This window comes from Oleiharenicola lentus (genome assembly GCF_051660365.1).
Lineage (GTDB): Bacteria > Verrucomicrobiota > Verrucomicrobiia > Opitutales > Opitutaceae > Lacunisphaera > Lacunisphaera lenta_A.
Map to the genome: position 1 here is coordinate 660171 of NZ_JBOZXB010000002.1, position 14133 is coordinate 674303.

Below are 14133 nucleotides of genomic sequence, written 5' to 3' on the forward strand. Positions count from 1 at the left end.
CTCCCAAAAAAAATCGCGCGCCGAAGTAATCGCGGCGCGCGAACAATTTAAATCTGCTCTTTTTCCCATGAATGCCGTCAAACAACCCGCTTCGTTCGGTCGCCGCTTTCTTCGTTGGTTTCTCATCAGCGTGGGCGTGTGCCTCCTACCGATTCTGGCGCTGGCCGTCGTGGCCGCGAGTTGCCTGAGCTTGAACAGTGACAGCCGGGCGTTGCGCAAACACGTGATGGCGGCGACGGATGCTGACTGGGATTCAAAGGTGCAACTCAGCATCGGCCGCGGGTTGATCGGCACAGCCGGGGCAGTGTTGAGCTTCATTGACAAGGACGGTGTCGACGATGCCCGGATCGCGTTGAGAGCAGTGAAGCACGCGAGCGTCGGCGTCTATGAACGCACATCGCCTGATCGTGAATGGTCACGCGAAGCACTGTTCGTTAAAACAGACAAGGCGATGGCCAAGCGCGGCTGGACGCGCATGGTCGGCGTGGCCGATGGCAAAGATACGGTGTTGATTTATGTGCCGACCGACGCCGACAACGAAGACCAGATGGACATCTGTGTCGCCGTTGTCAGCGGCAAGGATCTGGTAATCGCATCTACCCGCGTCGATGCAGGCGTGTTGATGGAACTGGCGATGAAGCACTCGTGCGACGATGTGAAGAAACACGTGCGAATCGCCGGACTAAAGTTCTGAAAATTTCCGCTCGTTGTGTGTGCAAGCGCGGCCTTCACCGGCCGCGTTTTTTTGTTTCTCCATGAAGCCCGGCCCGCAATGGCGGAGTAGGACCAAGCCGTTTGTCATATATTATATGACAAACGGCTTGGGTGAAAAGAGGCGTATTTTTTTATGTGCGGCGCGTTGATATCGGTGCGCAATCGTGTCATCGGTGGCGGCGATGTCTCGTTTGCCGACAATCGTTCACCTCGACGCCGACGCTTTTTTTGTGTCGTGCGAGCTCTCGCTTAAGCCGGAGTTACGCGGGACGAAGTGCGCCGTGGGTGGACGCGAGCGCGGGATTATCTCGTCGGCCAGTTACGAAGCGCGGGCGTGTGGAGTTTACACGCCGATGCCGACGAAGCAGGCGCTCAAGGTGTGTCCGGATTTGATTTTGCTGCCGCACACGGCTGGCATCTACGGGTCGATTTCGCGGAAGGTGTTCGATCTCTGCGAAACGATCACGCCGCACGTGCAGCGCAATTCCATCGACGAAGGCTATCTCGATATTGGCCCGTGCGGATTTAAAACCATCGAGGAAACCGAGCGCCGCGTGCGCGCGCTGCAGAAACGGATTTGGGACGAGTTGCAGATTCCGACTTCGTTCGGGATCGCGAGTAACAAGTTGGTTTCGGCCATCGCCAGCAAGGCGCGCAAACCACGCGGGTTTACCATCGTGATACCGGGCGAAGAGGGGGCGTTTTTGGCACCGCTCAAGATTAATGTCATTCCCGGAGTCGGCAAAGTGACGGAGGTTCATTTGCAGCAGCAGGGCATCCGTTACGTGAAGGATCTTTTCGAACTGACGGAGACGAAGCTGAAGGAATTATTCGGCAATGGCTGGCTGGATATGCTCGCTATGGCGCGCGGCGAGGATGACCGCGTGGTGCACACCGAGCATGAGGACGCGAAATCGTATTCCACGCAGGAAACGTTCGGCCACGACATCAGTGATTTCGCGGAGATCGAGCGCATCGCGAAACGGATGGTCGACGAACTGATGCCAAAAATTCGCGAAGATGGGAAACGCGTGAAGACAATGACGGTGAAAGTGCGTTATCCCGGAATGGAAAATTCGACGGCGGGCAAAAGTCTCAACGAGGCGAGTGATTTGGAGGCACCGTTTTATCCGCTGCTTTCGCAGTTGTTGAAGGCAGCGTGGACGAAGAAACGTCCGCTGCGTTTGGTGAGCGTGCGTTTTTCATCCGTGGAAGAAAAAGGGGCGCAGCTGGAAATGTTCACACAGACCGATGAGAAAAAGCGCCGGCTAGCGGCGGTGTTGGACAAACTGAATGCCGGAGGCCGGAATAGCATCGTCAGCCACGGGCATCAATTGAGGGGGGAGAGGGATTGACGAGGCGGGACTCGGAACGGATCGAGCGTCGAAACTTTAGCGCTTGGGTCTTCGCGCCTTCGTGTTCTTCGTGGTGGAATGAATCAGGTCGAAATTAATTCACGCATCGCCGCAGCCAAGATCGCCGTCATGGCCGAGACGGAGCTGATGCACCGTGAATTCGGACACGCCAAGCCGGTAATCAAGCACGACGGCACCAAAGTGACGCCGGTGGACATCGCGATTTCGCAACACATTCAGGACGCGATCACGAAACAGTTTCCGGAAGATCAATTTTTCAGCGAAGAACTCGCGCCGACGGCGTTGCCGGTGCCCGTGACGGCGCGCTTTTGCTGGGTGCTCGATCCGATCGACGGCACGAATAACTACGCCAACGGAATTATTTACTGTGCCATCTCGCTCGCGCTGCTGGAGGACGGCGTGCCGGTTTACGGATTGGTTTACGATATGGCGCGGCGGATTCTGATTCACGGCGGCACCGGGCGCGGCGTGTGGAATGGCGACGAACGGGCGAAGGCACGCGCCGAGTTGCCGGATCGCCACAGCTTGATTGGTTTTCACTCCCCAGTGGAAAAAATTTATGCGGACGAAGGCAAGAAGCTCATCGAGAATTTCAAAATTCGCGGACTCGGCAGCAGCACGCTGCATCTGACGTATGCTGCGATTGGTCTGTTGGACGGCGTGGTCGACCATAACAACAAGGTGTGGGACATCGCCGCCGCGTGCGCGATTTGCACGGAAGCGGGTGTCGAGGTGCACTACCTGGAGAATGCGCCGTTTCCGATGAAGGAATTCACGCTGAACGCGAAGCGCGTGCAATATGCCGCCGGGAGCACGGCGGTCGTGGCAAAACTGCGCCAGGTGTTGGGACGCTAGCCCGGCCTGTTAGCGAAGCGTTACACGTCGTAAGACTGCAGCGGAACCGGATCGAGAATCTTGGCGTTGGGCAGCTTGGCGGCGAGGGCTTCGTTGAACCACGCACGCGCGGGCGGGTCGCCGTGGGTGAGCACCACCGAACGCGGATTGCATTGCACGGCGTAGTCGAGAATTTCGTCGCGCGAGGCGTGGCCGCTGAATTCGAAACGCTCGATTTGCGCACGGATGCGCGTTTTGACGTTAACGGTTTCGAAGAGAAATTGGTCGCCGTTGTTGGCGGCAAGCAAATGCCCGCCAGGGGTGTCAGGATCGCAATAGCCGACGAAACAGATGCTGTGTTTCGGGCTGCCAACGAGGCAGGAGGCGAGCGTGTAGGAAGGCGTGTTTTCCGAAATCATGCCGGCGCTCACCACGAAGATGCCTTGAATGCCCGGCTCTTTTCCGGGGACGAAATCGCGCGGCATTTTGCGGACTTTGAGGTCCTTGAGAATGGTGCGATTGAAGTGCACCAAGCCGGTCTTTTTGCTGATTTGGTCGAAGTAATCCGAGATATCGATGCCGAGACCGGACGCGAAGATCGGCGCGTCGGCGAGGCGGTTGAATTTTCGCGCATCGTGGAGAATCGCCATGATCTCCTGCATGCGGCCGAGGGCGAACACCGGAATCAGCACCGAGCCGCCGCGCAGCAGCGTCGCGTTAATGGTGTCGACGAGGCGGATCATTTCCTTGGAGCGCGTGTTGCCCGGGGGCTTGTCGGTCGCGCCGTGCGTGGTCTCGGTGACGAGCGTGTCGAATTTGCCGCTCGGAAATTTGGCGCCGGCGAGAATGCGCTGGACGTTAAACAATACGTCGCCGGTGAAGAAAATACGGCGGTGTTTATGCAGTATTTCGATGCCGGCCGCGCCGGGGATGTGTCCGGCGGGATGGAAGGTGAATTCGATCTCGTCGCGTGCGCCGGCGAATTTCTTCGGGCTGTTGAAGGCGAGGGGATACATGCGCGGGGCGACGCGATCGATTTCCTCGTGGGTGAAGAGCGGATACTCAGTAATGCCTTTTTCTTCGCGCTCACGCATCATGACGTTGGCGGAATTGTGCAGCATGCGCTCGATGAGGATGCGGCTCGGCTGCGTCATGATTACCGGCGTGTTCGGGAAAGCGCGCATCAGCAAGGGCAGCGATCCGATGTGATCGAGATGGCAATGCGTGATGAGAATCAGGTCGAGGTTGACGCCTTGCAGTGGACGCAGATTGGGCGCGGCGAGCCGGCCGACTTTTTTCGGATGCAGACCGCTATCGACCACAAAGTGGAAGTCGCCGAGCTGACAGTAGAGGGAATTCGCGCCGATGCCACCGTCGCTATTGAGGTCGATTATCTTCATTAAGTATTGGGAGTCAGTCGCGTGGAATGGTCATGTCAAACGCGGGTATTCGGACAAAGATCCGTGCGCCAAACTCGTCGAGCCCGTGAAAGCTCCCGAAAGCGCGACCATCCGTGCTGCCGATGTGACAGCTGTTGTAAGAGAATTGTTCGCCGGGTTCGAGGCGTGGCGTCTCGCCGACGATTTTGTCGCCTTCGACCACGAGGCGAGTGCCGTCGGCGTTTTCGATGACCCATTTGCGTCCGAGTAGCGTGACAGTGCGGTCGGATTCGTTGCGGATGGTCAGATAATAGATGAAGGCGTGCGGGCGGTCGTCAGGGAGTTGGGCGCTGCCGAACTGATAAACAAGTTTATCGAGCACGACTTTCAAGCCGGCGAGTTCGAGTGGGGCGGACATGCGATTGGTGAGATGAACCGCGAAGCCCGTCGAGAGCACGCAGAAAATGAACGCGATAAATGAGCCATACGTGGCTTTCGTCTTGCGGTGAAAAACGCTGCGCGCACAAAAGCGTTTATCTATGGAAAAGCTCGCGCTGCTCTCCGTCAGTGACAAACGCGGTCTCGTGGAGTTCGCCACGGCCTTGGTGAAACAGCAGGGCTACCGGCTGTTATCGACGGGAGGCACGGCTAAACTTCTCGCAGAGGCGGGCCTGCCGGTAACCGAGGTGAGCCAGCACACGGGATTCCCCGAAATCATGGAAGGTCGCGTCAAGACGCTGCATCCGAAAATCCACGGCGGACTGCTTTGCCGTCGGGACAAGGAAGACCATCTCGCACAGGCAAAGAAAAACGACATCGCGCTGATCGATCTCGTGGTGGTTAACCTTTACCCGTTCGAGCAGACCGTCGCGAAGCCGCACGTGGAATTTGAAGAAGCGATCGAGAATATCGATATCGGCGGCCCGTCGATGCTGCGGAGCGCGGCGAAAAACCATGAGAGCGTGACCGTCGTGTGTGATCCGGCGGATTACAGCGCCGTGATCGCCGCGTTGAATGTCGGCGGCGAAAGCGGGAGTGAATTGAAGGCACTGCGCCGCAAGCTCGCGCTGAAAGTTTTCCAGCGCACTGGCGCTTACGACACGGCGATCTCGAAATACCTCGAAAGCCAGCAAGACGAGCCGGACTTGGAGGCGCTCAGCGGGTTTCCAGCGAATTACGCATCGTCGTTCAAGAAGGCACAAAGCTTGCGCTACGGCGAAAACCCGCATCAGAAAGCGGCGCTTTACGGCACGTTTCATGATCATTTCGAGCAACTGCAGGGCAAGGAACTTAGTTATAACAACATTCTCGATATCACGTCGGCGACGTATCTCATTGGCGAGTTCGAGCGCCCGACCGTCGCAATCCTGAAGCACACGAATCCGTGCGGCGTGGGCAGCGCGGACACGCTGCTTGAAGCGTGGGACAAGGCTTACGCAACCGATCGCCAGGCCCCGTTTGGCGGCATCATCATCGTGAACCAAACGATGGATGGAGCGCTGGCAAAAATCATCTCGGAGATTTTCACCGAGGTGATCATCGCACCGCGTTTCAGCGACGAAGCGCTGCAGATTTTCGCGAAGAAAAAGAATTTGCGCCTCATGATCGCGAAGGACGGCATCGGCGCAGACGCGTTGCAGGAAGTCCGCTCGGTAGTCGGTGGAGTGCTCGTGCAAGACCGCAATCGAACGCTCGGCAAACAAAGCGACTTCAAGGTTGTGACAAAGCGGCAGCCGACCGCGGAAGAATGGGCTTCAATGATTTTCGGCTGGAAGGTCGGCAAGCATGTGAAGTCGAACGCGATTGTTTATTGTCGCGGCGAGCAAACACTCGGGGTCGGGGCAGGTCAGATGGCGCGCGTGGACAGCTCGCGCATCGCCGTGTGGAAAGCCGGTGAGGCGAAGCTCGACCTGAAGGGCTCCGTGGTGGCGAGCGAAGCGCTATTCCCGTTTCCCGACGGCCTAATTGCCGCCGCCGAAGCCGGCGCGACGAGCGCGATTCAGCCCGGTGGCTCCGTGCGCGACGCCGAGGTCATCGCCGCTGCGGATGAGCGCGGCATGGCGATGGTGTTTACGGGCATTCGTCACTTTAAGCACTGAGTTCGGAAGAACTTTGTTTGCGCTCAACGGTCGGAGCACGCAGCCTTCACTTACATGAAACGCCTGCTCCTCCCCCTTGCCGCGCTTGCACTTTCCATTTTCACTGGTTGCACAACCGTGCCTGAAACCGGGCGTCGGCAGGTGATCATCACCAACGAAGCGACTGAAACGCAGATGGGGCTGGAAGCATTCGCAGCGGTGAAGAAAGAAACCCCGGTGCTCAATGACGCGAAAGTCCAAGCGCGCATTGAGCGCATCGGACGTCGGGTGGCGGACGCGGTCGGCCGATCCCTGCCAAACGCCCAGTGGGAGTTTGTCGTTTTCAATGACGACAAAACCGTGAACGCGTTTGCGTTGCCCGGCGGCAAGGTCGGCGTTTACACCGGGCTCATTAAACTCGCGTCCAGTGATGATGAAATTGCGATTGTGATGGGTCACGAGGTGGCCCACGTCACCAGCCGTCACGGTGGGGAACGGGCTTCACAAACAACTCTCGCGCAGGGTGGGGCCGCCTTGGTGGGCGCGCTTTCGGAGAATTCCGAATACAAAAATGCCTTCAACACGGCTTATGGTTTGGCGGCACAAGGGTTGGTGTTGCTGCCCTTTTCCAGATTGCACGAGTCGGAAGCCGATAATGTGGGTTTGAGATTTGCAGCCGGGGCCGGATACGACCCGCGCGCAGCTGCAGCCTTTTGGAAAAAGATGCAGGCGAAGTCGGAGGGTAAGGAACAATGGAAATGGATTTCGACGCATCCGCCCACGGCGGAGCGCATCGCGAATCTTGAGCAACTCGCGACTGGGCTGATGCCAATCTACGAAGAGGCGAAGAAGAAATACCAGTAAGTCACTTCGGGCTAGCGCACCGATGAAAACTGCGGCAAGTTCGCCGCATGTTTGACCCCGTCGAAAAACTTAAGGAATACGTCCGCCACGCCAGCGTCTCTGCTGACCCGCAATTCAAGCAGGGCATGCTGGGCGCCCAGGATTTCATCGCGGGATTGCTAAAAGAAATCGGGTTTGCGGTCGAGGTCGTGCCCACGGCGCTGCATGCCGTCGTGGTCGCCAAGCGCGGCGATAATCCGAAATGGCCACATGTCATTATTTACGGGCATTACGATGTGCAGCCGGCCGATCCGTTGGAGAAATGGGACACTCCGCCCTATGAGGCGACCGTGAAAGGCGAACGCATCTACGGACGCGGCACGGCAGACAATAAAGGTCCGCTCATGGTGCACGTCGCGGCAGTGGCGCGCTTGTTGGAGAAAAATCCAGATTTGCCATTGCGCATTACTTTTGTCGTCGAAGGCGAAGAGGAAATCGGCAGCAAGAATTTCAAGACGTTCCTGAAGGCGAACAAAGAGAAACTGCGCGGCGACTTCGTTTATTTCTCCGACACAGGAATTCCTTCGCCCGAGCAGATGGTTATCACCGTGGGCTTGCGCGGCATGATGGCGTTTGAAATCGAGTTCACCGGGCCCAAAATGGATCTGCACTCGGGGATGAACGGCGGGGTTTTGATGAATCCTTTGCAAGCGCTCGCGGAGCTTTGCGCCTCGCTGCACACTGCGGATGGTCGCGTAAATATTCCTGGATTCTACGACAAAGTCGTCGAGCCCGAGGCATGGGAGCGCGAGCAGTTAAAAGGACTTGGTTTGAGCGAGAAGGAGTATGCAGATTTTCTCGGCATCAAAGAATTTCACACGCCACCGGGCTACACTCCGTTCGAAGCGATTCGTTTTTTGCCGACGCTTGAATTCAACGGGTTCTCCGGCGGCTACCAAGGTGAGGGGACGAAAACCGTTATTCCGAGCAAAGCGAAGGTGAAGATCACGTGCCGTCTCGTGGCGAATCAGACGCCGGACAATGTGAAGGAAGCGGTCTTTAAAACGATTCGTGAACGCTGCCCGAAAGGCGTGACGCTTGAGATTAAAGAGCAACATCACGCGCTCCCTTATGTGGTGATTCCGCCGGACCGTTCGAATACACCGAAAGATCAATCGCCAGCGCTCGCGAATTGTTTCCGCGCGGTGGACAAAGCGGCGACGGAAGTCTTTGGCAAACCGCCGCTGTATCTACGTGAAGGCGGCAGTGTGGGCTTGATCGCGGATTTGAAAGAAGTGCTCGGTCTCGATGCAGTGATGCTCGGGTTGTTTTTGCCCGAGGATAATCTGCACGCGCCGAATGAGAGTTTTCATCTCGGCGTGATGAAGCGCGGCATCGAAACTTCCGAGCGCGTGCTCGCAGCGTTGGCGGGAAAATAATCGACACGGTCGGTTGAGAATTGGGCGAACCGTCCCGATGCGCCGTATCAGCGCATGCTCTTACCCGGATCGGCAGGGACGCCTTGCCCCGCCGATACTTGCGCTAACAATGCACAAAAAAAGCCCCGGAAAAATCCGGGGCTTTTGCTAAAGAGAAAAGCGACTTAGCTTACTTCGTGAGCTCGATGAAATCGACGCGACGGTCTTTCGCCCACTCAGCATCGGTGCCACCTTGCTTGGCTTCGGTAGAGCCCTTCGAGAGGGTTTCCACGCGGCTTGCGCTGACGCCGAGATACGCGAGGTAATCTTTCACTGCGGTCGAGCGACGATCACCGAGACCGAGATTGTATTCAGAGGTGCCGCGCCAATCGCAATGGCCGACGAGGACGAGGTTCTTGGTGGGGTTATCTTGCAGCCACTTCGCGGCGGCTTCGAGCTTGGAGCGTTCGCCGGCGGCGACGGCGGCGCGATCCAGGCCGAAGTAAACCGGCTCAACGACGCTCAGGCTGCCCGGAGTGATTTCGCCTGTGCCGCGAGCGTCCAAGCCACTGCCCACATCAGTGGTGAGGTCAGAGATTTGGGTAGGCTCTAGTGGCCCAGTGGTGCTCGGGCCCATGGCCGTGGTCGAAGGATTCGGACGAATCGGCTTTTTAGAGCACGCGGTCAGAAACAAGGCGGCGGCGGCCAATGTGAGGCCGAGGAGTTTGGAAATTTTGTTCATGATTGGCTGGAAAGAGTGTCGTGGTTATTGGGCAAAAGCGTTAGACCGCGCAAGAACGAAACCGTTGCAAATGCGTCGAAATCACCACGCTTGCGCGCGATGGTCGATCAGGCCGATTTCGAGGGCGTAACGCGTCAGGCTCGCGACGTCGTGCAGGTTGAGTTTGCGCATCAGATTTGTGCGGTGGTTATCTACCGTTTTGACACTGATGGTGAGCTTCTGGGCGATTTCTTTCGTGCTGTGGCTTTCAGCGACGAGTTTGAGGATCTCGCGTTCCCGCTCGGTGAGCGTGTCGATACCGTTGGACGGGTTGTTATTTGCGACCACCGTGCGCAGCAGGGCCGCGACGCCTGGCCCGAAATACGTGCCGCCGTTGGCGATCGTTTCGAGACCGCGTTTAAATTCGCCGAGGCCGGCAGTCTTTTCGACGAAACCATGGGCGCCTGCCTCGAGCATTTCGCGGACGAGGGCCGGGCTTTCGTAAGCGGAGAAGATCAGCACGCGAGTGTGCTTAAGCTGTTTGCTGATGCGGCGCAAAATATCGACTCCGCTCAAACCCGGCAGGCGGGCATCGAGAACGAGGAGGTCGGGTTTCAGTTCCAAGCAGAGCTGGCAGGCCTGCAAGCCGTCGCCGGCTTCTCCAATAATCGTGTAAGCGGGATCGTTGCGGAGAATTTCAGCCAGCATCTCGCGAATCGCGGTCTGGTCTTCGATGATTACGATGCTTTTGGCTTGGGTAATGATGGACACGGGTGCGAGGTGTGAGGAGATAGCCCTAGAGTTAGGTGGTGATTTAAGCTCTTAACAACCCAGAAAAACTCAATCTCGCTCAGGCCGAAACATTTCGGACGCGAAAGTGACGGTTTCGGTGGTGGGGCGACTGGGACTCGAACCCAGAACCAATTGATTAAAAGTCAACTGCTCTACCATTGAGCTATCGCCCCTTGACCGAAACGAAAGGCAGATAGTTTTTCCCTTCGTCCGCAACGCAAGGATTTTTTGCATTTCCTGTCGATTACCTACCTCAACATCGGGAAATACCGGCCACGTGGGGCGTTGACCGACTCGTTACCCAAACTTCATGCTGGGGCCTTCAACCAACGATTTTGTGGGAACAATACTCAAATTTCCTAATCCTATGGAGACTGACACTATGACTGCCAAAGCCCAAGAAGTAGCTTTAGATCGCATGCTGGTGGATCGTTTTAAAGGCGGGGATTCCGCGGCCTTTGATCAACTGGTCACCCGTTACTGGGATCGCATCTACGGGATGGTAAACCAGCTTCTGCGCAACCAGCAGGATGCCGAAGAGGTCACGCAGGATGCGTTCATCCGCGCCCACCGTGGACTGACGAATTTTCGCGGCGATTCCGCATTTTCGACGTGGCTCTATCAGATTGCGACGAACTTGGCTCGCAACCGGTATTGGTATTGGTGGCGCCGCAAGCGCGATAAATCCATTTCGTTCGACGCGCCGGTGAGTGGCGATAACGACACCACGCTCGCTGAACTCATCCCGGCTGAACAGGAGTCGCCAGAAGATGCGACTGTTACGCAGGAATTCGTGTCGCGCGTCGCGGAGTGCATGGAAGAACTCAACGAGAAGCATCGCGAGATCCTCATTCTCCGGAATGTGCGCAACCTCGCTTACGAGGAGATTGCTGAAATTTTAGGAATTAGCGTAGGAACCGTTAAGAGCCGCATCGCTCGCGCCCGCGAAAGCTTGCGCGAAAGATTGGGGCAGGAGTTTCAAAACAATGAATGACCACCGTTTCATCGAGTTAGTTAACCTTTACGTCGACCGCGAGATCACTGCCGCGGAGACCGCCGAGCTGGAACTCGAGATTCAATCGAATCCGAGCCGTCGCGCCATCTATCAACAATACTGCAAAATGAACCGCGCCACGGCGATGGTTTATGATAGCTTCCGCGCACAGGCGACGGAGCCTTCGGCGAAGATCGTAGGAGGCGGCACGATTGAGAAATTTGTCACGGCCAAGAGTAAGCGCGTTTCGCCTGTGCGTTACGTCGTCGGTAGTCTGGCTGCCGCTGCCTGTGTCGCTTTTGCGCTCGTGCAATTTAACGGCACGCAAACGTCTGCTTCGAACGATCTCGTTGCTCAATCCAGTGCGCCCGCCGTGCAAGTCGCCGCGGTTGCTCCGCAGGCAACGCCGGTTCAGTCCACAGCTGAAGTTCACACTACTTACGCCGGTCTTCGTTCTTCGGAATCAGAGCAACACTACAGCGCCCTACTGACGGCGCTCCGTAATGAAGAGCAGCGCAGTTTCGCTGATGCTCAGTTGAAAGCCTCGCGCGCGCCGTCGTTGTTCGAAGACGGGGTGTTCGACTCGAAGCGGAATACGGAAACCGTTAACTATCGCCTGTATCGTAATCAGCAGTCTGCCACGCAGCCGCAGGCCGAATTCACGGCCTTCCAATTCCAGCGCTAAGCCGGGATCGTTGGTTTGTTTTTGATCAACCGAGTGCCTTCTTAATGAGGGCCTCGGTTGTTGCATTTGCGCCCAGCGCGATCCACGCCTGACGAACCGCTTTGTCTGCATCGGCCGTTTTGTAACCGAGTGCAGCAAGTGCGAGTGCCGCATCGCGAATTTTATTTTCGGGACCGATCGCAGCTGTCGGCTGAGCCACATCCGCCGAGGAGGAGGCCGCGACGGTGCCGAGGTCAGCCGAATTTAATTTGTCACGCAACTCGATGACAAGGCGCTCGGCGGTCTTTTTGCCGATGCCTGGACATTTCGCGAGTAGACCGACATCGCCGGCAGCAATGGCACCTTTTAATGACGCGAGGGAAAGTTTGCTCAGGACACTCAACGCCATCTTCGGGCCGACGCCGGTAACTTTCTCGACGAGCAAACGAAAAAAATCGCGCTCCTCCTGCGAAGCAAAGCCGTAGAGCGTCGCTGAGTCTTCGCGATACACGGCGAGCGTGTGTAGCTTGGCATTTTGGCCGACGCCTGGAAGGCGCTCAGCGGTGGTAACCGGAATGTGCACCTCGTAGCCGAGACCGCCGGTTTCAATCACCGCGGAAAGCGGCGTGGCCGCGACAAGAATGCCGCTGACGCTCGTGATCATTTGAGTCCCAAGACGTCCTGCATGTCGTAGACACCAGGTTTTTGGGATACGACCCAGTTGGCTGCGCGAATCGCTCCGCGTGCAAAGATGCCGCGATCGCTGGCTTTGTGGGTGAGTTCCACGCGTTCGCCGAGTGCGGCGTAGAGCACGGTGTGATCGCCGACTACATCGCCGCCGCGTAACGCATGCACACCGACTTCGCTCGGCTGGCGTTCGCCGGTGATGCCCGAGCGACCGTGGCGCAGAGATTCGGCGTTGAGTTTGCGTTCTTCGAGAATGATTTCGAGCAGACGCGCGGCCGTGCCGCTAGGAGCGTCTTTTTTAAAGCGATGATGCATCTCGATGACCTCGGTGTCGTAGTCCGCGCCGAGCACTTTCGTGGCGTGACGCGTGAGCGCGAACAACAGGTTCACGCCGACGGAAAAGTTTCCCGCCCACACGCAGGGCACTTTCGCGGCTTGCATGAGCAGATGTTTCTTTTCGTCTGCCGCGTGGCCGGTCGTGCCGATGACCACCGGTTTATTCTGCGCGATGGCGACGTCCAGCACTGCGGCGGTGGCACGATGCGAGCTGAAATCGATGATCACATCGCAGTCGCTCACGTGCGCGGCGAGGTTGTCGCCGAAGTCGATTCCCGCGCTGATCACGGCACCCGCGTCCTGTGCTGCTGCCGCGATAGCGTGGCCCATGCGACCTTTCGCTCCGTTAAGAAGAATTTTGAGCGCCATGAGATTTTAGCCTTTGGTGGCGTCGAGCACGGCGAAGAGCGTCTTGCGGCTGGCCTCGGAGAGCCCACAGAGGGGCAGGCGGACTTCTTCGGAGCCGATGATCCCGGCGCGCGTCATCGCGGCTTTGATGGGAGCGGGATTCGATTCGATGAAGAACGTTTTGAAGATTTGATACATCTTCTGGTGCAGCTTGCGCGCCTTGGCGTAATCGCCGGCGAGGGCGAGGGCGGTGAGCCGGGAAACTTCTTTTGGAAAATAATTCGAGGCGACACTCACGACGCCTTTCGCGCCGACCGACATGAATGGAACGGTGAGGCTGTCGTCGCCACTCAACACCGTGATGTCATCGCCGAGCGCTTGAATGAGTTGATCGACGCGATCAACGCTGCCGCCGGCTTCCTTGATGTGCGCGACGTGAGGATATTTCGCGCGGAGGCGCTCGACGACACCGACGCTGATTTCCACGCCGCAACGTCCGGGAATGGAGTAGAGCATGATTGGTTTGTCAGTGGATTCGGCCACGCGAGCGAAGTGTTGGAAAAGGCCTTCCTGTGTCGGGCGATTGTAGTAGGGCGCTACGACAAGCATGCCGTCTGCGCCGGCCTTGTCGGCTTCCTGCGTCGTATAGATCGCCTCTTGCGTGGAGTTGGAACCGGTGCCGGCAATGACCGGGACGCGGCCGCGCGCAGCGGCGATGACGCAGCGAATGATTTCGTTGTGCTCTTCGTGCGTGACAGTCGGCGATTCGCCGGTCGTGCCGACAGGAACGAGACCGTCGATGCCGCCTTTGATTTGGAACTCCACGAGCTTTTTCAATTCGTCGTAAGCTACGGCCCCGTTTTTGAAGGGCGTTACGAGAGCAGTGTAGCTGCCGGTGAAGATGCGTGGTCGTTTCATGGGAAAGTTACCTTGAACGTGGTCAAGTTGA

General features: G+C 57.5%; 15 protein-coding genes and 1 tRNA gene. 8 read left to right on the forward strand and 8 right to left on the reverse strand.

Going from position 1 to position 14133, the window contains the following annotated elements; all coding sequences use genetic code 11:
• The first annotated feature begins 67 nt into the window (after positions 1-67).
• From ACRRQW_RS17605 to ACRRQW_RS17615, 3 genes are all read left to right on the forward strand, one after another.
• Positions 68-694, forward strand: coding sequence for a hypothetical protein (locus tag ACRRQW_RS17605; protein ID WP_438482922.1), 627 nt, complete (start codon positions 68-70; stop codon positions 692-694).
• Between the two features lie 202 nt (positions 695-896).
• Positions 897-2069, forward strand: a complete 1173-nt coding sequence (locus ACRRQW_RS17610; protein WP_438482923.1) for a Y-family DNA polymerase — start codon at positions 897-899, stop codon at positions 2067-2069.
• A gap of 78 nt (positions 2070-2147) precedes the next feature.
• Positions 2148-2945 (forward strand): inositol monophosphatase family protein, encoded by a 798-nt coding sequence (locus ACRRQW_RS17615; protein WP_438482924.1) that lies wholly within the window; start codon positions 2148-2150, stop codon positions 2943-2945.
• Between the two features lie 20 nt (positions 2946-2965).
• Here the strand turns inward: ACRRQW_RS17615 and ACRRQW_RS17620 are convergent, their stop codons facing one another.
• Positions 2966-4324, reverse strand: coding sequence for an MBL fold metallo-hydrolase (locus tag ACRRQW_RS17620; RefSeq protein WP_438482926.1), 1359 nt, complete (start codon positions 4322-4324; stop codon positions 2966-2968).
• Between the two features lie 13 nt (positions 4325-4337).
• Positions 4338-4721 carry a Co(2+)/Mg(2+) efflux protein ApaG gene (locus tag ACRRQW_RS17625; protein ID WP_438482927.1) on the reverse strand — a complete coding sequence of 128 codons (384 nt, stop codon included), beginning with the start codon at positions 4719-4721 and terminating at the stop codon, positions 4338-4340.
• A 121-nt stretch (positions 4722-4842) separates the two neighbouring features.
• Between ACRRQW_RS17625 and purH the strand changes: the two genes are divergently transcribed.
• From purH to ACRRQW_RS17640, 3 genes are read left to right on the forward strand one after another with little or no spacing between them, the layout of a single operon-like run.
• Positions 4843-6402, forward strand: coding sequence for a bifunctional phosphoribosylaminoimidazolecarboxamide formyltransferase/IMP cyclohydrolase (purH, locus tag ACRRQW_RS17630; RefSeq protein ID WP_438482928.1), 1560 nt, complete (start codon positions 4843-4845; stop codon positions 6400-6402).
• Between the two features lie 54 nt (positions 6403-6456).
• Positions 6457-7245, forward strand: a complete 789-nt coding sequence (locus ACRRQW_RS17635; RefSeq protein WP_438482929.1) for a M48 family metallopeptidase — start codon at positions 6457-6459, stop codon at positions 7243-7245.
• 47 nt (positions 7246-7292) lie between these two features.
• A complete protein-coding gene (locus ACRRQW_RS17640) occupies positions 7293-8663 on the forward strand; it encodes a M20/M25/M40 family metallo-hydrolase (RefSeq protein ID WP_438482930.1) in 1371 nt (456 codons plus the stop codon).
• Positions 8664-8832: 169 nt separating this feature from the next.
• Here the strand turns inward: ACRRQW_RS17640 and ACRRQW_RS17645 are convergent, their stop codons facing one another.
• The 3 genes from ACRRQW_RS17645 to ACRRQW_RS17655 all read right to left on the reverse strand — a co-directional run bounded on the left by ACRRQW_RS17645 (position 8833) and on the right by ACRRQW_RS17655 (position 10328).
• On the reverse strand, positions 8833-9384 hold the full coding sequence (locus tag ACRRQW_RS17645) for an OmpA family protein (protein ID WP_438482932.1): 552 nt from the start codon (positions 9382-9384) through the stop codon (positions 8833-8835).
• A gap of 81 nt (positions 9385-9465) precedes the next feature.
• A complete protein-coding gene (locus ACRRQW_RS17650; RefSeq protein ID WP_438482934.1) occupies positions 9466-10134 on the reverse strand; it encodes a response regulator in 669 nt (222 codons plus the stop codon).
• A 119-nt stretch (positions 10135-10253) separates the two neighbouring features.
• Positions 10254-10328, reverse strand: a tRNA-Lys gene (locus ACRRQW_RS17655).
• 194 nt (positions 10329-10522) lie between these two features.
• On the opposite strand from ACRRQW_RS17655, the gene ACRRQW_RS17660 reads away from it, so the two are divergent.
• Both ACRRQW_RS17660 and ACRRQW_RS17665 read left to right on the forward strand, forming a co-directional pair.
• Positions 10523-11149 carry an RNA polymerase sigma factor gene (locus tag ACRRQW_RS17660; RefSeq protein WP_438482935.1) on the forward strand — a complete coding sequence of 209 codons (627 nt, stop codon included), beginning with the start codon at positions 10523-10525 and terminating at the stop codon, positions 11147-11149.
• Positions 11142-11834: an anti-sigma factor family protein gene (locus tag ACRRQW_RS17665; RefSeq protein ID WP_438482936.1), complete on the forward strand. Its 693-nt coding sequence runs from the start codon at positions 11142-11144 to the stop codon at positions 11832-11834. The genes ACRRQW_RS17660 and ACRRQW_RS17665 overlap by 8 nt, the downstream gene beginning before the upstream one ends.
• A gap of 25 nt (positions 11835-11859) precedes the next feature.
• Here ACRRQW_RS17665 and ruvA read toward each other — a convergent pair whose 3' ends face one another.
• From ruvA to dapA, 3 genes are read right to left on the reverse strand one after another with little or no spacing between them, the layout of a single operon-like run.
• Positions 11860-12477, reverse strand: coding sequence for a Holliday junction branch migration protein RuvA (ruvA, locus tag ACRRQW_RS17670; protein WP_438482938.1), 618 nt, complete (start codon positions 12475-12477; stop codon positions 11860-11862).
• Positions 12474-13205, reverse strand: coding sequence for a 4-hydroxy-tetrahydrodipicolinate reductase (dapB, locus tag ACRRQW_RS17675; RefSeq protein ID WP_438482940.1), 732 nt, complete (start codon positions 13203-13205; stop codon positions 12474-12476). The genes ruvA and dapB overlap by 4 nt, the downstream gene beginning before the upstream one ends.
• Before the next feature lie 6 nt (positions 13206-13211).
• Positions 13212-14102, reverse strand: a complete 891-nt coding sequence (gene dapA / locus ACRRQW_RS17680) for a 4-hydroxy-tetrahydrodipicolinate synthase (RefSeq protein WP_438482941.1) — start codon at positions 14100-14102, stop codon at positions 13212-13214.
• Positions 14103-14133 lie beyond the last annotated feature (31 nt).